Consider the following 17,318-nt stretch of genomic DNA (forward strand, 5'->3'; position numbering starts at 1 on the left):
GTTCAGGATGGGCGTTCAGGATGGGCGTTCAGGATGGGATAGTCGGTTCACGCGTCCCGCAAGGCGGCATAGACGGCCTGCTGGTAGACGGGCAAGGCGCGGCGGCCGGCCGCCCCCTGCCCCGTGGCGATGGTCGCGCCCGAGCCGGCCGAGACCGGCACCTGGTGCTGGATCAGGTAGATCATGACCAGGTCGTTGGCCGGGTCGGCCTGCCACCAGGTGCCGAAGATGCCCGGCCAGGTCATCGCGCCCGGCGCGCCGCAGGCATAGGGATTGTCGACGACGTCCTCGGCCACCGACAGCCCCAGCCCGAAGCCGGACTTGCGCCACAGCGGCATGCCCGCGAACGGGACCTCGCGCTGGGCCTGCGTCAAGCGGTTGGTCCGCATCAGGGCGACGGTCTCGGGCCGCAGCAGGCGGACGCCGTCGAGCGTCCCCTCGCCCAGGATCATCCGCGCGAACCGGTGATAGTCGCCCGCCGTCGAGATCAGCCCGCCGCCGCCCGGCGTATAGGCCGGCGGTTCGTCGTACATCTCGGGCTCGACCTTCGCGAGGCCGCCCGACGCCTCGTCATAGGCGTAGAGGCTGGCCAGGCGACGGCGCTGGTCGCGCGGCAGCCAGAAGTCGGTGTCGTCCATGCCGAGCGGCGCGAAGATGCGCTCCCGCAGGACCTGGCGCAGCGGCTTGCCCTCGACGCGGCCGACCAGGAAGCCCAGCACGTCGGTCGAGTGGCCGTAGTGGAAGCGCTCGCCCGGCTGGTAGGCCAGGGGCAGGCCGCCCAGAGCCGCCAGCCATTCGTCGACGGAGAGGCGGGTCATGGCCGGGTCGCCCAGCGCCCGCTCGTAGGCCGCCTTCAGCGGGCCCTCCGAGAAGAAGCCGTAGGCGATCCCCGCGCGGTGGGTCAGCAGGTCCTCGACGGTGATCGGACGCCGGGCCGGCGTCACGTCGCGCAGCGGCCCCGCCGCGTCGCGCAGCACCAGCGGGTCGGCCAGTTCCGGGATCCAGCGCGCGATCGGATCGTCCGGGGCGATCCGGCCCTCCTCGACCAGCATCAGGGCCGCCGCCGAGGTGATCGGCTTGGTCATCGAGGCGATGCGGAACAGGGTGTCCGACCGCATCGGCGTGCGGGTTTCCAGGTCGCTCCAGCCGACCGCCTCGCTCTGGACGACCTGGCCGCCTTGGGACGTCAGGGTCACCACGCCCGCCAGCTCGCCGCGATCGACGAAGGCCTGGAGCGCCGGTCTAACCAGGGCCAGCCTGGCGAGGTCGAAGCCTCGAACGGGGCCAAAAACGTCACGGGTCATCAAGAGGGGCGCTCCGGCCTCGTAAGGGTCACTGCCGCGCCGCGGGAGGGGACGGGGGAGGTCGTGCTCCCGCCCGCGGCGCGTTCGGCGACCCCACCCGGTCGCCGCTTGGATCGTCAGAAGGACTTGCGCAGGTTGACGGCCACGAAGCGCCCGATCGGGTTGTAGGCGCCGCCGATGCCGTCCGTCGCGGGGAAGAACGGCGGCGTCTCGTCGAACAGGTCGTTGACCTGCAGGGCCAGCACCGTCCCCTTCGTCCAATCCTTGTCGGGCAAGGTCCAGATCACGCGCAGGTCGACCGTCGTGTAGCCGTCGGCCTCGTACGACCCGACCCCGGTCGGCGTCGTGAAGTTGTTCGTGATCCCGTCCCGATGGTTCACGTAGCCGATGACCGAGACCGGGCCCGCCATGGCGCCCAGGGTCGCCCGCGCGGTCCAGCGCGGCACGCCCAGCTTCAGACTGTCGGAGACCGGCGCCCCCGGCGAGAACTGGGTGTCGAAGTTGAGGATATAGTTGCCGGCCAGGTCGGCGAACACCGAACCGAAGCTCGTGGTCCACCGGTAGTTGGTGTCGAAGTCCAGGCCGTCGGTCTTGCGGACCCCGAAGTTGTTGAGCCGCAGGTCCAGCACGTTGCCGATCGCCGGCAGGGGCGAAGGCAGGTTGACCGGCGTGGCCAGCGCCAGCAGCGCGTTGAGCTGGGTCGGCGTCGGGTTGCGATAGACCTGGCCCGCGAAGGTCGGGTCGGTGAAGACGTAGGGCACCGACGGCGTGCCGATCACGCCGGTGTATTCGATGTTGTAGTAGGTCAGGCTGGCGCGCAGGGCCGGCAGGGCCTTGGGGTTCACGTCCACGCCGAACGAATAGGTCTTCGCCTCCTCGGGCTTCAGGTCGCGATTGCCGCCCAGCAGGTAGACGGTGTTGACCTGGGTCGCGCCCCGGGTCGGGTCGTTGGCGAAGGTGACCGCCTGGGCGGCGCTCAGATAATACGAGCCGACGGTCGCGCCGACCTGGCGCAGGCCCGGCGCCCGGAACGAGGTGCCGTAGGAGCCGCGCAGAGTGACGCCCTCGACCGGCTCCCAGTTGACGCCCACCTTCGGGTTGGTCGTCGACCCGAAGTCGCTGTAGTCGTCGTATCGACCCGACAGCGACGCCGAGAGGCTGCGGAACAGCGGCGCCGAATTGCCCGCGCCGATGATCGGCACGAAGAGCTCGCCATAGATCGATTTGACGTCGCGCTTCAGGTCCTCGGGCACCGAGGTCGCGCCGACGAAGCCCCGCTGCTGGAACGTCTCGCGCCGGACCTCGGCGCCGACCGCGAACCGCAGCGTGCCGCCCGGCAAGTCCATCAGCGGCCCGTCCAGCTTGGCGGCCGCCAGCTTGGTGGTCTGCTTGATGTCGACGTCGGTGGACGAGTTGAGGATGGCGGCGCGCACCGTCGGCGACGTGCCGGTTCCGAACGGGTCCAGGGCGGTGGCCGTGGTGGTCCCGGCGGCGGCGGCCGTGATCGCCGCGGTGTTGATCTGCGGGATGAAGGCGTCGTTCTCGGCCCAGTCGTACGAGCCGTAGACCGTCAGGTTCAGGTCGCGCGGCAGCTTGTAGTCGACCCCGACGGAAGAGTTGCCCGCGCGCCGGTCGTCGGTGTTGGTGAAGTGGTCCGAGCCGATCAGGTTGTCGGGACGGAACAGGACATACTCGCTGGTGGCGCCCGCCGGTCCCTGGAAGAAGGGGTTGGCGCTGGTGATGAACACCGTCTGGGCCGGCGCCGCCGCGCGGATCTCGTCGTGGCGGTCGGAGTACAGCAGCTCGCCCCACAGGGTGGCGCGGTCGCTGAGGTCCTGGCGGCCCGACACGAACAGGCTGTGGGTGCGCGACTTCGGCAGCAGGTCGGCCACCGCGCCGCTGTCGCAATAGTTCACCGTGTTCAGGCCGAACGCCGGGGCCGCCTGGTAGATCGACCAGAGGGTCGTGCTGGCCAGCACGTTGGGCGAAGGACACGAGGTCGCGCGGGTGTCGATGCCGCCCTGGGGGCGGAAGTCCTGGACGCGATAGTCGCGGTCGCCGCCGGTGACGTTGCCGTTCTCGGCGTACTGGTAGGCCGCCAGGATCGAGCCGGAGCCCCAGTCCTTGCCGACCAGGGCGCCCACATAACCGGCGACGTAGTCGTCGGCCGCGCCGTAGCTGGCGTTCAGCTCGACGCCCGAGAAGCGCTTGCGGGTGATGAAGTTCACGACGCCGGCGACGGCGTCCGAGCCGTAGATCGACGAGGCGCCGTCCGCGACGATCTCGACGCGCTCGATCGCCAGGCCGGGGATCAGCGGATAGTCGGGGTTGGTCTCGTTGGCCGCCGCGGCGACCAGGCGGTGGCCGTTCATCAGCGGCAGGGTGGCGCTGGCCGGCAGGCCCCGCATGCCCGGCGCGTAGGACCCCATCCCGCCCAGGCTGGCCTGGGGCGCGGTGTTGAAGCTGTTCAGCTGGGGGACGGTGGCCAGGAGGTCGGGCGTGCTGACCGCGCCGATGGCCTGGATGTCCTCGCGGGTGACGCTGATCAGGTTCGAGCCGACCGGCGGCACGCCCCGGATGCTCGAGCCGGTGACGACCAGCTCTTCCAGCACCGTATCGCTGCTGTCGGCGGCGGCTTTCGGCGCCGCGTCCGACGTCTGCGCCAGCCCGTTTCCGGCCGCCAGCAGCATGGCCGCGAGCGATGCGCCCGACAGCGCGATCCGCCGCGCGGCGTTCCAGGTTCTAGCCATTCAACCCTCCCCAATTGTGTTCTTGCTTGACCAACCGGGTAGCCCAGGGAGGCGGCGTCCGTCAAGTTCATTCATTTAGTGCTAAATGAAATATATGCGCGGCGTCGCTTGACCGGGCGGGAGGGTCACCCCATCGTCCCCCTTCTGAGGGATCGGGTGCGTGGCCCGGGCGACGCACCATCGGGAAGGCTGGAGGGCATGGCGGCAGCGACCAAAGTGGAGGGACGCCGAACGCGGGCGGAGCAGCGCGCCTCCACCGTGAAGACGATCCTCGACACCAGCGAGGACCTGTTCGCCCAGCTCGGTTATTTCGGGGTGACCATCAAGGACGTGGCCGACCGGATGGGCATCCATCCGGCGCTGATCCACTACTATTTCGATGGCAAGAAGGCGCTGTTCGACGCGGTGTTCGAGCGTCGCGTGGAGTACGCCGTCGCCGCGCGGACGGCCGGGCTGGACGCCTACGCCGCCGAGGCCGCGGGCCGCCCCACCGTCGAGGGCGCGCTGCGCTGCTATTACGACAGCGCGTTCGACGTCTACATCAACGGCGACGAGGGCTGGCGCAACTTCGGCCGCATCTTCGCCCAGGTGAACAACGCCCCCGGCTACGGGGCCGAGAAGATGGACACCTATTTCGACCCGCTGGTGCTGCGCCTGATCGACCTGCTGCAGCAGGCCCTGCCCGACGCCCAGGCCGAAGACCTGTTCTGGAGCTTCCAGTTCACCTCGGGAGCCTATTCGCTGATCCTGTCGCGCACCGGCCGTATCGATCGCCTGTCGAACAATCTGTGCAGGTCCGACGACTTCGAGGCGGTGCGCGAGCGGTTCGTGACCTTCATGGCCGGCGGTTTCGACGCGCTCTACAAGCGCCGCAAGGCGGAGGCGGGCTGAGCCCGCCGCCGGTCCTCAGGTCGAAGGCGTCAGCCGCGCCTCCCGCAACGCCGCCCGGCGCACCTTGCCGGCCTCGTCCCGCAGCGGCTCGCTGGTGAACTCCACGCTCTTGGGCAGCTTGAAGCGGGCCAGGCGGTCGGCGACGAAGTCCAGCAGCTCGGCGTCCTCCAGCCCGCTGCCCTCGACCGCCTGGACGATGGCGTGGACGCGCGCGCCCCACTCCTCGTCCGGCAGGCCGATCACGGCGCTGGTCCGCACCGCCGGGTGGGCGTCGATCGCCGCCTCGACCTCGGCCGGATAGATGTTGGCGCCGCCCGAGATGATCAGGTCGTTGCGGCGGTCGGCCAGATAAAGATAGCCCTCCTCGTCGACCCGCCCCAGGTCGCCTGGGGTCTCCCACTCGCCCACGCGGCGCGCCGCGCTGCCCAGATAGTGGTAGGTCGATCCCGCCCCGCCCTGGGGGCGGAAGAAGACCTCGCCCACCTCGCCGACCGGACGCTCGTTCCCCGCCTCGTCGAGGATCTTCAGCGCGTAGCCGTCGCGGACCCGGCCGACCGAGCCGCGATGGGCCAGCCAGTCCGCGCCCGAGATCATCGTCGAGCCCGTGCCCTCGGTCGTGCCGTAGTATTCCCAGACCCGCTCGCTCCCCAGCCAGCCGATCCAGGCCTCCTTCAGCCAGGCGGGGCACGGGGCCGCCATGTGCAGCATCATCCGCAGGCTGGGCAGGTCGAAGCGCGAGAGGACGTCGGGGCCCAGGCGCCAGATGCGGTGCATCATGGTCGGCACCATCGTCACCCAGTTCACCCCGTGCGCCTCGATCAGCTCCAGCGACTTCAGCGCGTCGAACTTGCCCATCTCGATGATCGTGGCGCCGACGAACAGGCCCATGTGGATGCAGTGGAACGGGGCGTTGTGATAGAGCGGACCCGGATTGAGGATCACGTCGCCGGGCCTCTGGCCCAGGAAGCCCTCCTGCGGATTCCATCGCGCCGGCATGGCGTCGACGATCACCTTGGGCCGGCCTGTCGAGCCGCCGCTGGTCATCGCCTTCCAGTGCGGCGACACCGCCTCGGGCAGAGCTTCGGTGGAGTAACCCTCCAGCCCCTCCGGCTGGGCGGCCAAGGCGGGGACGCCGGGGCCGGGCGGCGCGCCGACGAACAGCTTGGGCCGCACGATGTCGAGGATCGCCTCCATCTCCAGACGCGGCAGCTTGGCGGCGACGACGTTGGGGATCGCGCCCAGCTTCCACAGGGCGAAGGTGGTCTCGTAGAACGCCTGGCCGTTGGGCAGGGCCACGGTGACGAAGTCGCCCTGGCCCACGCCCCGCGCGGCCAACATCCGCGCCCGCTGGTTCGAACGCGCGTCCAGCTCGTCGTAGGTGACGGCGACGTCGTCGACGATCAGCGCCGCCCGGGCGGGCGACCGCCGCGCGTGATGGGCGAGGATGGAACCGAGTGCGACACCGTCATGCGACATAACCAAACGCCTCCCTGGCGGCCCTCGACACCTTCTCTGGGGTCAGTCCGAACGGGGCCGCGACCTGCGATGCGCTTTCATTAATTTAGTCGTGAATGAATGAAAAGTCAGATTCGACAGATCGTCGAGATCAGGCCTTCCGGGCCTTCCAACGCCCCCACCCCGCCTGGATCACGCCGACCGCGAAGGCGATCAGCTCGGCGTCGCTCCAGAGGTAGTAGGTGGAGAAGAAGCTCCACTGCATCAGGCTGCGGTCGATCATGAAGGCCACGTGGGTCAGCACGACCAGCAGCTGGAAGGCGGTCATGAACAGGATCCAGACCCGCCGCTCGACCGTGCACAGGCCGACCAGGATCGCCAGGTAGACGAGGTCGACCGCGAAGATCCCCCACTGCACGCCGACGGGATCGGGCGACTGGACGGCGGCCGACAGGACCCAGGCCGCGACGGTGGCCACGGCCAGCCAGCGCTCCAGGCGTCGCCCCACAAGCAGGGCCAGGACGCAGACCGCCAACATGGCCAAGGCCGCGATCTGCGTCGGCAGGATCGAGAAAAGCTCCGAGAAGAAAGACATGCCGCCCCCGCGTCAGGAGCGGCATGTTTCCCCGGAAACGACGCCGCGCCAAGCGCCTCGCGCGGCCTAGGCGCTACGCAGCTCGTGCAGACGGCCGGTCGGCGCGGGAGGGTCGCCGGGCTTGTCGCCGCCGCCCACCAGCGTGACGCGCCGCAGCCCGACCTGGTCCTTGGCCTGCGCCAGGGCCTCGTGGACGGCGATCAGCGAGCGGCGGGCGTGGGCCATGCCCGAGGCGGCCTCCAGCACCCGATCGACGGCCTGCTGCCCCACCCCGGCGCCCAGACCCGCCTCCAGCCGCGCGCGCGGCATGGCGGCGATCAGGTCGCCCATCAGGGCCAGGGTGGAGTCCACGGCCTCCTCGGTGGTGAACAGGCGGCTGGCCAGCTGCTCGGCGACGATGCGACGTTTCATGCGGGGTCTCCCGTTTGCGCCCGCGGGCGCGTTGCTGAACCGATGACGGGCGCCCGGCGCCCGCCACGAGGTCCAGCCCCTCGGGGCGACCTTGGAGGCCTCAGCCGTAGCGCAGGTGTTGGAAGAAGTGGGCCACTTGCCGCGTGCCCAGCAGCGCGCCGATCAGCAGGCTGCACGCGGCGGCGATGGCGAGCACGACCAGCACCCGCACGGCGGGGCTCACGACTGGGCCGTACTCTCCGCCCATTTCTCTTGGAAGGTCTCGTCCAGGACCGTCGCCGCGACGATCAGGACCTCGCGCAGAACCATCTCCGGCGGCTTGGGACCGGACTCCTTGCGGATCGCCGAGACCAGGTCGCGGACCATCGGCGCCAGGTCCTCCGGCGCCAGGCTCAGCAACTGCCGCTCCAATTCCGTCCAGGCGAAGACCGGCATCGGCGGCCGGTTCGGCAAGGACGGCCAGTCCTGCTCGAAGGCTGTCGCGGCCTCGCGGATCTGCAGCACCTTGCGGACCACCTTGCCCAGCCGCGCGCCGCTCAGATGGGTCTCCTGGTTGTCGTTCGTCGCGCCCGGGCTGGGGGTCGTGGTCACGGTCATCGTCCGCCTCGTGGAATGTCGAGACGGCAGCAGACGGCCGCGACGGCGCGGGCGACAGGCCCATTGAGTCGCTGTGGGATCGGGTCCCATAGCCCGAAGCATGCTGTTCATGGGCGGTCAGCACCCGGGCCGCGGCCCGCCGCCCGCTGACGCCCAGCTTGCGGCAGGCGCTCTCGACCAGGGCGTCGGCGCGCGACTTGGACACCCCCATCAAGGGGCCGATTTCCTTGGACAGCCTGTGCTCGGCGACCCAGCGCAGGGCTTCCCGCTCCCGCTGGGTGAGCAGCTCGATATTGGCCGAAGACCTGTCCATCACGCCCGACGCCGATCACGCCCGCGCCCGACGCGCCGCGTACGGTGCAAGAATGCATTGCAGCCGGCCAAGGCCAAGCCGATAGTTCCGCATCCTCATCTCTGTGTGGGACGCGCCTTGAACACGCCGACCAGCCCGGACCCCATCGACGTCGCGGTAGGCACCCGCATCCGGGTCCAGCGGCGGCACATGAAGATCAGCCAGGACGACCTGGCCCAGGTCCTCGGCCTCACCTTCCAGCAGGTCCAGAAGTACGAGCGGGGCACCAATCGGGTCTCGGCCTCGATGCTGGTGCGGATCGCCGCCAAGCTCCAGACCACGGTCGGCAGCCTGGTGGGCGAGGACGTCCTGGCCGAGCAGGACGTGGCCATGCTGACGGCGCTTTCGACGCCCGGCGCGATCGACCTGCTGCGGGCCTACAGCCAGGCCACGCCGAAGGGCCGCAAGACCATCCTGACCGTGGCCAAGACCCTGGTCGAGCCGGACGAGACGGCGGACGTGGCCTAGAAAAGATTCCGATCATCCCGGCGAATGCCGGGACCCAGATCCTAAAGCCGGGAAGCTGATTGGAAGAACTCAGCGCCTTTGGCGTCGGCCACGTCGCCATTCCATCCGGGTCCCGGCATTCGCCGGGATGAGCGGGTTATTGAGCGCCGGCCTCCAGCCGCTCGATGCCCCTCACGCCCGCCTCGGTCAGGGCCGCCACCAGCTCTTCCACCGCCGCGTCGACCTCGGCCGGGTCGCGGCCGCGGATCACCAGGCTGGCGCCGTAGACGTCCGGCGGGGCGAAGAACGGATAGCTGCCGATCGACAGGTCCGGATGGGCCTTGGCCACGGCCTCCAGCGGCGCGGCGATCGTGCCCTCGCCGGTGCCGGTGACCCGCACGGTCTTGCTGATCACCACCGCCCCGGTGCGCAGGCGCGGGCCGACGTCGTCGAGCATGCCGCGCATGATCGCCGGCACACCGGCCAGGACGAAGACGTTCTCCTTCTGGAAGCCGGGCGGGCCCTGGACAGGGTTCTTCACCAGCACGCCGCCTTCCGGCACGTGGGCCATGCGGCGGCGGGCGGCGTTGGGCTCGCCCCAGCGCTCGCGCAGCATGGCCATGATCTCGGGATGTTCGGGCGCCGTGACCCCGAAGGCCTTGGCCACAGAATCGGCGGTGATGTCGTCGTGGGTGGGGCCGATGCCGCCGGTGGTGACCACGTAGTCGTACTTGGTCCGCAGGGCGTTGACCGCGTCGACGATCTCCTGCTCGACGTCGGGCACCACGCGGGCCTCGCACAGGTCGACGCCGTAGGTGGCCAGGTACTTGGCGATGGCGTTGAGGTTCACGTCCTGGGTGCGGCCCGACAGGATCTCGTCGCCGATGATCAGAACCGCCGCCGTCACGCGCTCGCTGGTCGTCATCGTCTCGATCCCCTACATGCGAACATCTTCGCCGTTCGACTTAAGGCCCCCATGCTCCTCCCGCAACCGATGACGCGCGGCGTTCTTGTCCAGCGCTACAAGCGCTTCTTCGCCGACCTGGTGTTGGACGACGGGCGCGAGATCACCGCCCATTGCCCCAACTCCGGCGCCATGCTGGGCGTGAACCTGCCGGGCCAGGGGGCGTGGGTGTCGTGGTCGGACGACCCCAAACGCAAGCTGGCCGCGACGCTGCAGCTGGTCGAGGCCGCCGGTCCCGACGGCAAGGGCTTGGTGGGCGTCAACACCCACCTGCCCAACAAGCTGGTCGCCGAGGCCCTGGTCGGCGGGGTGATCCCGGAACTGACCGGCTACGCCTCGATCCGCCCGGAGGTGAAGTACGCCGCCGCCAGCCGCGTCGACTTCCTGCTGACCGATCCCGACCGCCCGCCGTGCTGGCTGGAGGTCAAGAACGTCCACCTGTCGCGCACGCCGGGCCTGGCCGAGTTCCCCGACTGCAAGGCCGCCCGCTCGACCCGCCACCTCGAGGACTTGGCCGCCCAGGTGAAGGAAGGCCACCGCGCCGTGGCCCTGTTCGTGGTCCAGCGCGAGGACTGCGAGGGCTTCAGGGCCTGCGCCGAGCTGGACCCGGCCTTCGCCGCCGGGCTGACCCGGGCGGCCGAGGCGGGGGTCGAGGTGCTGGTCTATGCGTGCGAGATGGGGACCGACGCCATCCGCGTCGCCCGCCGCATCCCCTGGCTGGATCAGCCGGGCGCCTAGAAGCCGGCGTCAACCACGGTCAGGTTGGGCTTGAGCCGCACGGCGCTTTCGGACACCGCCTCCAGCCTCAGGGACGACACGCCCTGGTGGACGCCTCCGTTCTTCACCAGGAAGAAGCCGTCGACCACATAGCGACCGTGCTCCCATCGCCAGGCGCCCTTGGGCGCCAGGAGCTCGTAGGTCTCGTTCGAGATCACCAGGCGGTCGTCGTCCTGGCCGACCTGGTAGGTCGCCTCGGGTCCCTCGCTCGGCTCGATCCACACCTGCACGCCGACGATCCCGTCGAGATGATCGGCCACCTTGGAGAGGAAGGCCTCGGCGTGGGCCGCGTCCACCTCGCCGGAGAGGCGGGTCATCTGCTCGGCGGCCGGCGCGGCGTCGGCCGGCGGCGGGGCCGCGTCCGCCGCCAGGGCGGTCTCGTCGTCGTGCTGCCCCACCAGGTCCAGGAGGTCCATGCGGGGCGTCACCCGCACCGCGCGCCAGCCGAACAGGCCCTGGCGGCGCAGGTCGATGTCGATGCGGCTTTTGCGGGCGTCGTTGACCAGGGTGTAGCGGAAGCGGTCGACCGCCAGATAGCGCGTCTCCACGCGGAACCGCCGCCCCTGGCCGTCCTTGGGAAAGGCCGAGGCGACCGGATCGGTGGACGCGCCGATCGCCTCGACCAGGACCGGCTTGCCGGTCGCCGCCTTCTCCAGCCCCGCCGGGGTCACGACCTGGTCGATCAGGGCGGTGATGAACAGATCGAGAAACGATCCGGCCACCGCCTCGAACCCGCCGCCCTCGTAGTCTTCCGACTCGGCCGGCGTGGGCTTCAGTAGCGTGGCCTTGAAATCGGTGGCCATGTGGTCCCGCACCGCCGGGAAGTCGACCAGGGCCTCCAGCCGCTGGCGATCGCCGGCCTGGGCGGCGTCCCGCACGGCGTCGCCGTAGCGATAGGGCGAGGCCGCCGCCCAGCCGAGCAGGACCAACACCAGCAGCGCCAGCAGCACGCCGCCGGCCACGAGCGGCCTGGACGGCCCGCGCCGCCGACCGGCCGCGCCGCCCGAAGTTTCGAACTCGCCCATCACGATCTCCAGGGAATAATGAAACCCAAGATAGCATGAAACGCGAGATCGCTCTTCTCCCGGAAGCGAACGTTGAAGTTCTGTGCTATCGTTGCGACATAAGCCCGAACCGATCCGTGATTTCGGCGCCCCAACGCGTGGGCGGCGCCGCCAGTTTTGAGACCGCCGCCATGACCCTCGAAGACACCGTCGAGATCGCCGCCGAAACCCGCACCGGCGCGATCAAGATCCACCAGCCCGCCGACTTCGAAGGCATGCGCAAGGCCGGCAAGCTGGCGGCCGAGTGCCTGGACATGCTGGTCCCGCACGTGAAGCCGGGCGTTTCGTCCGACTACCTGGACACCCTGGCCCGCGAGTTCATCCTCGACCACGGCGCCCTGCCCGCCTGCCTGTTCTATCGCGGCTATCCCAAGACGGTCTGCATCTCGCGCAACCACGTGGTCTGCCACGGCATCCCCGGCGAGTGGGCGCTGCGCGAAGGCGACATCGTCAACATCGACGTCACCGTGATCGTCGACGGCTGGCACGGCGACACCTCGCGGATGTACGGCGTCGGCGAAGTGGGCCCCCGCGCCCGCCGCTTGGTCGAGATCACCTACGAAGGCATGAAGCGCGGCCTGGACGCGGTGAAGCCCGGCGCCACGCTCGGCGACATCGGCTACGCCATCCAGTCGTACGTGGAAGCCCAGCGCTGCAGCGTCGTGCGCGACTTCTGCGGCCACGGCCTGGGCAAGGTGTTCCACGACGCCCCGAACATCCTGCACTTCGGCCGTCCCGGCCAGGGCGCGGTGCTGAAGCCGGGCATGTTCTTCACCGTCGAGCCGATGGTGAACCTGGGCAAGCCGGCCGTGAAGGTGCTGGGCGACGGCTGGACGGCCGTGACCCGCGACAAGTCGCTGTCGGCCCAGTGCGAGCACTCGATCGGCGTGACGGAAGACGGCTACGAGGTGTTCACCGCCTCGCCCGCCGGTCTGTTCCAGCCGGCGATCCTGGGCGGCTGATCCCGCCGGGCTCGCGCCTGGAGCACACCGAAGGCGCGAACCTCGGCCATGGACAATCCTGAGATGTTGCGGCCTACTGCCTGTTCGCAGGCGGGGGCGCGATGGTCAGCGGCAAGTCACTCAGGGCAAGCGAACCCGCGTCGCCGGCGACGGGCGTGGCCGAGCGCGCCGCCCCGGCCGCCCATCAGCTGGGCCACCGCGAACGCCTTCGCGAACGCGCCAAGGCCGGCGGCCTGTCGGCCCTGCCCGACTACGAACTGCTGGAGCTCTATCTCTTCCGCACCTTCGCGCGCGGCGACGTGAAGCCCAGGGCCAAGGCTCTGCTGGCGCGGTTCGGTTCGTTCGGGGCGACGATCTCGGCCTCGATCGAGGAGCTGAAGACCGTGCCCGGCGTCGGCGAGTCGGCGGCGATCGACATCAAGCTGCTGCACGAGGCCGCCCTGCGGGCCGGCCGCGACAAGATCGCCAAGCGGCCGGTGATCTCGTCCTGGACGGCCCTCTTGGGCTATGTCCGCGTCGCCCTGGCCAACGAGCCGCGCGAGCAGTTCCGCGTGCTGTTCCTCGACAACAAGAACCAGCTGATCGCCGACGAGGTGATGAACCGCGGCACGGTCGACCACGCCCCGGTCTATCCGCGCGAGGTGATGCGCCGGGCGCTGGAGCTGTCGAGCAGCAACATCATCCTGCTGCACAACCATCCGACTACCCCATTTTCACCCACGTAAACTCACGCATTACCACATTGATTTTATGCACTTTTTTGGCTTTTCAGGCAACCGGCAGTTCGGCATGCTGGGGCTGTTAATTGGGGCTGTTTCAGCCGCTTACAGCATCAATTACCGGACCCAGTAAGCGGCTTTGACATCCCACTCGCCAGCCCTCGGGAGTGTCTTATGCCCAGCCTCACGGACGGCGCGATCCGTCGCGCCATCAAAGAAGTCGAAGTCAGCCAGAAGCCAATCGCCCTCGCCGATGGCGAAGGACACGGCACAGGTCGGCTCATCCTAGTGATCCGGCCCATGCCCACACGTGTGACAGCCGATTGGATGGCGCAGCAGTGGCGCGACGGCGGACGCAGCCGAAAGAAGTTCGGCGCTTATCCATCGATGGGCCTCAGCCGCGCCCGGGAGATCTACGAGCGGGACTTCGCCGACGGGATCCAGAAAGGTCGCAGCATCAAGACCCTGGGCGACTCCCGCACCGGCACGGTCGGAGACCTCTTCGAGGGATACGTCGCCCACCTGAAAGCGTCAGGAAAGAAATCCTGGCGGGAGACCGAAAAGGGCCTCAATAAGATCGCCGGCCCCCTAGGCCGGGACAGAGCCGCTCGAGATATTGAACCTCAGGAAATCGTCGATCTGATCCGGCCGATCTATGAGCGTGGCACCCGCTCCATGGCCGATCACGTGCGGGGCTACATCCGGTCGGCCTTCAGCTGGGGCCTCAAGTCCGAGCACGATTACCGCAGCACCGCGCCCCGTCGCTTTGGCCTGGTCCTCAATCCGGCTGCAGGCATCCCGACCGAACCCTATGTGCCGAGCAACCGCTGGCTGGATGAAGACGAATTTCTGCGCCTCTACCGTTGGCTCGAATGTCCAGACACGCCGGTCCACCCTCCTTACACGCGGGCCGTTCGCCTCCTCATGCTGACGGGTCAGCGCGTCGAGGAAATCGCTCGATTGCATGTCGATCAATGGGACGCCAAAGAGCGGATTATCGACTGGTCGACGACCAAAAACGGCAAACCCCACGCCATCCCTATCCCCGACCTTGCGGCCGAACTGTTGGAGTCGATCCGGCCCAACGCTTACGGCTGGTTCTTTCCTTCCGCGCACGATCCCCGCAGGCCGGTGAGCCACGCCACGCTTTACGCGTTCATGTGGCGCCAACGGGGACGAGGAGTCATTCCCGTCGTGACCAACAGGGATCTGCGCAGAACTTGGAAGACGCTGGCTGGCAAGGCCGGGCTTTCGAAGGAAATCCGCGACCGGATCCAGAACCATACGCTGCAGGACATCAGTTCCAAGGCCTACGATCGCTGGAACTACATGCCCGAGAAGCGGGCGGCGATGAAGAAGTGGAACACCTTCGTCAGAGGCGTGCTCAGCCGCAGACCCCTTCGATCGGCGGCCTGAAAGCCCGAGCCCTCGTCGCTGCGTCCGGTTGATTATCGCCCCGCCTGAGGCCTCCGAAACGGTCGGTAGGGCAAACCTTCGGGAGAGCAGCGCCACAGTCCAGCCCTTGACGAATGTTGTCAAATATGACTACAAAAACCAACACCAGAGACACGAGACCGGTAAGCTGGATCAAGGCGGCGCAGAAGGACTTCCTCGCCTTTCCGACGGGCGCGCAAACCCAGGCGCTGGATGCGTTGACCATCATCGCCGACGGAGCGACGCCCGACATCGCCAAGCCGCTTTCGGGGCTCGGCTCTGGTGTTTGGGAATTGGCGATCAAGGAGCGGGGCGACGCCTATCGCGTCGTCTTCGCGCTGCAGATCGACGACGATATCTGGGTGATCCATGCCTTTCAGAAGAAGTCCAAGAAAGGCATCGCCACCCCCAAACATGAGATCGATCTGGTGAGGGATCGGATCAAACGGTTGAAGGAGGCCCTCGCGTGAACGACGACATCGAGGTGATCCGCGGAAGCGGCAACGTCTACCGCGACCTCGGCGTCATCGACGCCGACCTTCGACAGCTGAAGGCGCTCCTGGCCGCGGAGGTCGCCAAGGCGCTGGACGAGCGCTCAATGACCGTCCGCGCCGCTGCGTCTCATACCGGGATCGCGGCCGCAGACTTCTCGCGGATCAGATTGGCAAAGCTCGATCGGTTCACCGTCGATAGGCTGATGATCATTCTCGCGCGCCTCGATCGCGCCGTTGAGGTGACCGTCGCTGTCTGGCCGCGCAAACTTCACCCGGCCGTCGCCTAGCCATCAGTTCGGGCCCACCGGGCTCTTAGGACACCACATCACTGTTCTCGACGGGCTCGGCGCTATCGCGTCTCTCGGGGTTCGGTCGGGTCCAAACCAGCTGAGCGGCTTCCCCGTCTTCGCGCGGGAAGAGCGCGGCTGACAGCGGGCCAGGCAGGAAAGGATCGTCCAGGCTCACGCGGTAAAAGGTCCGATCACGCTGCGCGCGCCAGCGCGCTTCCCAGGCTTCGCCGAGACGAACCGCTCCCGTCATGACGTGAAAGGCCGGCGCGTTGGGTCCTGTGCGGTCGTCATTCGGCGCGAACCGCACTTTGAGGTTCATGAGCAGGCTGCGAATTTCGCCCTCCCAGCCGCCGTCCTTGGCGAGCCTGAAGGCGCCGATGATCAGCCGGCTCATGAAGCGCCCTCCGGGGACCTGGGCTTGGACTTCGAGGCCTCTGCGTTGTCGCCAGACGATGGTTGTCCCAGCGTCTTGCGCGCCTTGGCGAAGTCGCGGTCGCTATCGAGATAGCCCCTGAGCATTTCAGGAATGAGGTCCGCCAGGCTGGCGGCCTCGCCATAGGTGGCCCTGTAAGCCTCGGCATAGGCCAACAGGTCCGCATTGAGGTCGGGCATGACGGCGATGGTCAGCCGCACTGGATTGCGGTCGGGAAGCTTCGCGAGTTTCATGAAGGCGCTCCGAGTTCATCCGCGCCAGGGGCGCAGGATCAGATCCTTGTGGACGACGATCCGCAGCGGCCAGCCGGGCCGAACCTTGAGGGTCGGCTGGACGTCGAGCTGCTTGGACACGATCTGCTGGCCGGCCTGGGCTGTGCTTTGCTGTGTGGACTGCCGAACGGCCCGGACCAGATCGCTCTCACCGCTGCCCAGGCTCAGTTCGGTCCCGACGCCGAGCAAGGTTGAAAGCCCGACACCTTTGAGCAATTGCCAGGTGTGGAAGTCGATCTGGTCGGACAGACCGGCATAGCCCGCTGCGTCGGTAGCCGGCAGGTTGTCGAGCTGGATGGAAGACCCGTCGGGCAAGATCAGCCGCTGCCAGACGACCAGGGCCCGACGCTGTCCGAAGGCCACGACGCTGTCGTAGCTGCCGATCAGACGCGCCCCCTGCGGGATCAGCAGATAGCGCCCGGTCACGGTGTCGAAGACGTTCTCGGTCACCTGGGCGATGATCAGCCCGGGCAGATCGGAATCCAGCCCCGTGATCAGGCTGGCGGCGATGACGCAACCGGCCATCACCGTATAGGGCGAACGGGGCGCCTCAAGGCTGTGGGCGCTGACGACGTCGCCTTGGGCCGGACGCTCCAGAAAGGCGGTCTTCTGCTGTTGCCGGTTGGGATCATCCTGCGCGGTCGCAACGCTGGCGGCGGGACTTCCGATCGCAGCCCCTGCGGTAGACACGACACCGGGCGCCGTCGCCGGCGCGGAAGTCTGGACCAGGACACCAGACGCCCGCGCTTGATGGGCTTCGGCCGCAAGGCGTTGACGCTCGGCCTCGGCCGCCTGCTGCGCCGGCGTCGATGCGGCCGAAGCCGCGATACCCCCTGCCCCGACCTGCAGGCGCCGCCGTTCCTGATCGACCACGGCATGTCCAAGATCACCCGGAAGAGGCGGACCAAGCTGTGCCGGCGGGGCCTTCGCCGAATAGTCCCGCGGCATGGCGGCCATCACATCGGCGGGAGCGTGGCGATCACTGACGGCGGGCTCATCGGGCGCAACCGCCCGATGCTCCGCTTTCGGACTGAGCGCGAGCCAGGCAAAGCCCGTCACGCCCAAGGCGCCCACGGCCGCGACGCCGATTAAGAGCCCCCGCCGAAA

The 17,318-nt window shown here is 68.5% G+C and carries 20 protein-coding genes and 1 pseudogene; 8 read left to right on the forward strand and 13 right to left on the reverse strand.

Annotated elements, in window-relative coordinates:
* Positions 1 to 47: 47 nt before the first annotated feature.
* Both BR39_RS0102375 and BR39_RS0102380 read right to left on the reverse strand, forming a co-directional pair.
* Complete coding sequence (locus BR39_RS0102375) at positions 48 to 1,304, reverse strand: serine hydrolase (protein ID WP_029907418.1); 1,257 nt, start codon at positions 1,302 to 1,304, stop codon at positions 48 to 50.
* A gap of 116 nt (positions 1,305 to 1,420) precedes the next feature.
* The gene (locus BR39_RS0102380; protein WP_029907419.1) at positions 1,421 to 4,054 is read right to left on the reverse strand and encodes a TonB-dependent siderophore receptor; all 2,634 of its coding nucleotides are present in this window, start codon (positions 4,052 to 4,054) and stop codon (positions 1,421 to 1,423) included.
* Between the two features lie 258 nt (positions 4,055 to 4,312).
* Between BR39_RS0102380 and BR39_RS0102385 the strand changes: the two genes are divergently transcribed.
* Positions 4,313 to 4,945: a TetR/AcrR family transcriptional regulator gene (locus BR39_RS0102385; RefSeq protein WP_369795605.1), complete on the forward strand. Its 633-nt coding sequence runs from the start codon at positions 4,313 to 4,315 to the stop codon at positions 4,943 to 4,945.
* 15 nt (positions 4,946 to 4,960) lie between these two features.
* On the opposite strand, the gene BR39_RS0102390 is transcribed toward BR39_RS0102385, so the two are convergent.
* The 6 genes and pseudogenes from BR39_RS0102390 to BR39_RS27405 all read right to left on the reverse strand — a co-directional run.
* Complete coding sequence (locus BR39_RS0102390; RefSeq protein WP_029907421.1) at positions 4,961 to 6,421, reverse strand: AMP-binding protein; 1,461 nt, start codon at positions 6,419 to 6,421, stop codon at positions 4,961 to 4,963.
* A gap of 130 nt (positions 6,422 to 6,551) precedes the next feature.
* A complete protein-coding gene (locus tag BR39_RS0102395; RefSeq protein ID WP_051695087.1) occupies positions 6,552 to 6,995 on the reverse strand; it encodes a hypothetical protein in 444 nt (147 codons plus the stop codon).
* Between the two features lie 66 nt (positions 6,996 to 7,061).
* Positions 7,062 to 7,406, reverse strand: coding sequence for a hypothetical protein (locus BR39_RS0102400; RefSeq protein ID WP_029907423.1), 345 nt, complete (start codon positions 7,404 to 7,406; stop codon positions 7,062 to 7,064).
* Between the two features lie 100 nt (positions 7,407 to 7,506).
* The gene (locus tag BR39_RS27210) at positions 7,507 to 7,629 is read right to left on the reverse strand and encodes a hypothetical protein (RefSeq protein WP_255347282.1); all 123 of its coding nucleotides are present in this window, start codon (positions 7,627 to 7,629) and stop codon (positions 7,507 to 7,509) included.
* Positions 7,626 to 8,003 (reverse strand): hypothetical protein, encoded by a 378-nt coding sequence (locus BR39_RS0102410; RefSeq protein ID WP_051695089.1) that lies wholly within the window; start codon positions 8,001 to 8,003, stop codon positions 7,626 to 7,628. The genes BR39_RS27210 and BR39_RS0102410 overlap by 4 nt, the downstream gene beginning before the upstream one ends.
* Positions 8,004 to 8,136: 133 nt before the next feature.
* Positions 8,137 to 8,316, reverse strand: a pseudogene (locus BR39_RS27405) (LuxR C-terminal-related transcriptional regulator); the annotation flags it as partial.
* Positions 8,317 to 8,433: 117 nt separating this feature from the next.
* Here BR39_RS27405 and BR39_RS0102415 point away from each other — a divergent pair.
* Positions 8,434 to 8,823 carry a helix-turn-helix domain-containing protein gene (locus BR39_RS0102415; protein ID WP_029907425.1) on the forward strand — a complete coding sequence of 130 codons (390 nt, stop codon included), beginning with the start codon at positions 8,434 to 8,436 and terminating at the stop codon, positions 8,821 to 8,823.
* 136 nt (positions 8,824 to 8,959) lie between these two features.
* Here BR39_RS0102415 and BR39_RS0102420 read toward each other — a convergent pair whose 3' ends face one another.
* Positions 8,960 to 9,727 (reverse strand): competence/damage-inducible protein A, encoded by a 768-nt coding sequence (locus BR39_RS0102420; RefSeq protein ID WP_029907426.1) that lies wholly within the window; start codon positions 9,725 to 9,727, stop codon positions 8,960 to 8,962.
* 51 nt (positions 9,728 to 9,778) lie between these two features.
* On the opposite strand from BR39_RS0102420, the gene sfsA reads away from it, so the two are divergent.
* Positions 9,779 to 10,504, forward strand: coding sequence for a DNA/RNA nuclease SfsA (gene sfsA / locus BR39_RS0102425; protein ID WP_029907427.1), 726 nt, complete (start codon positions 9,779 to 9,781; stop codon positions 10,502 to 10,504).
* On the opposite strand, the gene BR39_RS0102430 is transcribed toward sfsA, so the two are convergent.
* The gene (locus BR39_RS0102430) at positions 10,501 to 11,568 is read right to left on the reverse strand and encodes a DUF2939 domain-containing protein (RefSeq protein WP_029907428.1); all 1,068 of its coding nucleotides are present in this window, start codon (positions 11,566 to 11,568) and stop codon (positions 10,501 to 10,503) included. The two genes, sfsA and BR39_RS0102430, sit on opposite strands and share 4 nt — an antisense overlap.
* Positions 11,569 to 11,738: 170 nt before the next feature.
* Between BR39_RS0102430 and map the strand changes: the two genes are divergently transcribed.
* The 5 genes from map (at position 11,739) to BR39_RS0102455 (ending at position 15,503) form a co-directional block, all read left to right on the forward strand.
* Entirely contained in the window at positions 11,739 to 12,569 is an 831-nt protein-coding gene (gene map, locus BR39_RS0102435) for a type I methionyl aminopeptidase (protein ID WP_029907429.1), read from the forward strand.
* A gap of 101 nt (positions 12,570 to 12,670) precedes the next feature.
* Positions 12,671 to 13,294 carry a RadC family protein gene (locus BR39_RS0102440; protein WP_029907430.1) on the forward strand — a complete coding sequence of 208 codons (624 nt, stop codon included), beginning with the start codon at positions 12,671 to 12,673 and terminating at the stop codon, positions 13,292 to 13,294.
* Between the two features lie 168 nt (positions 13,295 to 13,462).
* On the forward strand, positions 13,463 to 14,704 hold the full coding sequence (locus BR39_RS0102445) for a site-specific integrase (RefSeq protein WP_029907431.1): 1,242 nt from the start codon (positions 13,463 to 13,465) through the stop codon (positions 14,702 to 14,704).
* Between the two features lie 125 nt (positions 14,705 to 14,829).
* The gene (locus BR39_RS0102450; protein WP_029907432.1) at positions 14,830 to 15,192 is read left to right on the forward strand and encodes a type II toxin-antitoxin system RelE/ParE family toxin; all 363 of its coding nucleotides are present in this window, start codon (positions 14,830 to 14,832) and stop codon (positions 15,190 to 15,192) included.
* Entirely contained in the window at positions 15,189 to 15,503 is a 315-nt protein-coding gene (locus BR39_RS0102455; protein ID WP_029907433.1) for a helix-turn-helix domain-containing protein, read from the forward strand. The genes BR39_RS0102450 and BR39_RS0102455 overlap by 4 nt, the downstream gene beginning before the upstream one ends.
* A 25-nt stretch (positions 15,504 to 15,528) precedes the next feature.
* Here BR39_RS0102455 and BR39_RS0102460 read toward each other — a convergent pair whose 3' ends face one another.
* Genes BR39_RS0102460 through BR39_RS0102470 form a run of 3 tightly spaced genes read right to left on the reverse strand, consistent with a single transcriptional unit; the run spans position 15,529 to position 17,285 of the window.
* Entirely contained in the window at positions 15,529 to 15,900 is a 372-nt protein-coding gene (locus BR39_RS0102460; RefSeq protein ID WP_029907434.1) for a DUF736 family protein, read from the reverse strand.
* Complete coding sequence (locus BR39_RS0102465) at positions 15,897 to 16,172, reverse strand: DUF2274 domain-containing protein (protein ID WP_029907435.1); 276 nt, start codon at positions 16,170 to 16,172, stop codon at positions 15,897 to 15,899. Before BR39_RS0102465 ends, BR39_RS0102460 begins: the two co-directional genes overlap by 4 nt.
* 15 nt (positions 16,173 to 16,187) lie before the next feature.
* Positions 16,188 to 17,285, reverse strand: a complete 1,098-nt coding sequence (locus tag BR39_RS0102470) for a TrbI/VirB10 family protein (RefSeq protein WP_231499381.1) — start codon at positions 17,283 to 17,285, stop codon at positions 16,188 to 16,190.
* Positions 17,286 to 17,318 lie beyond the last annotated feature (33 nt).

This window comes from Caulobacter sp. UNC358MFTsu5.1 (assembly GCF_000712075.1).
Classification (GTDB): Bacteria; Pseudomonadota; Alphaproteobacteria; order Caulobacterales; family Caulobacteraceae; genus Caulobacter.

Coding starts and splice junctions, on each gene's coding strand:
- BR39_RS0102375 (WP_029907418.1), bottom strand. CDS start 1,304: ATGACCCGTGACGTTTTTGGCCCCGTTCGAGGCTTCGACCTCGCCAGG.
- BR39_RS0102430 (WP_029907428.1), bottom strand. CDS start 11,568: ATGGGCGAGTTCGAAACTTCGGGCGGCGCGGCCGGTCGGCGGCGCGGG.
- BR39_RS0102400 (WP_029907423.1), bottom strand. CDS start 7,406: ATGAAACGTCGCATCGTCGCCGAGCAGCTGGCCAGCCGCCTGTTCACC.
- BR39_RS0102460 (WP_029907434.1), bottom strand. CDS start 15,900: ATGAGCCGGCTGATCATCGGCGCCTTCAGGCTCGCCAAGGACGGCGGC.
- BR39_RS0102395 (WP_051695087.1), bottom strand. CDS start 6,995: ATGTCTTTCTTCTCGGAGCTTTTCTCGATCCTGCCGACGCAGATCGCG.
- BR39_RS0102410 (WP_051695089.1), bottom strand. CDS start 8,003: ATGACCGTGACCACGACCCCCAGCCCGGGCGCGACGAACGACAACCAG.
- BR39_RS0102420 (WP_029907426.1), bottom strand. CDS start 9,727: ATGACGACCAGCGAGCGCGTGACGGCGGCGGTTCTGATCATCGGCGAC.
- sfsA (WP_029907427.1), top strand. CDS start 9,779: ATGCTCCTCCCGCAACCGATGACGCGCGGCGTTCTTGTCCAGCGCTAC.
- BR39_RS0102450 (WP_029907432.1), top strand. CDS start 14,830: ATGACTACAAAAACCAACACCAGAGACACGAGACCGGTAAGCTGGATC.
- BR39_RS0102390 (WP_029907421.1), bottom strand. CDS start 6,421: ATGTCGCATGACGGTGTCGCACTCGGTTCCATCCTCGCCCATCACGCG.
- BR39_RS0102445 (WP_029907431.1), top strand. CDS start 13,463: ATGCCCAGCCTCACGGACGGCGCGATCCGTCGCGCCATCAAAGAAGTC.
- BR39_RS0102465 (WP_029907435.1), bottom strand. CDS start 16,172: ATGAAACTCGCGAAGCTTCCCGACCGCAATCCAGTGCGGCTGACCATC.
- map (WP_029907429.1), top strand. CDS start 11,739: ATGACCCTCGAAGACACCGTCGAGATCGCCGCCGAAACCCGCACCGGC.
- BR39_RS0102440 (WP_029907430.1), top strand. CDS start 12,671: ATGGTCAGCGGCAAGTCACTCAGGGCAAGCGAACCCGCGTCGCCGGCG.
- BR39_RS0102380 (WP_029907419.1), bottom strand. CDS start 4,054: ATGGCTAGAACCTGGAACGCCGCGCGGCGGATCGCGCTGTCGGGCGCA.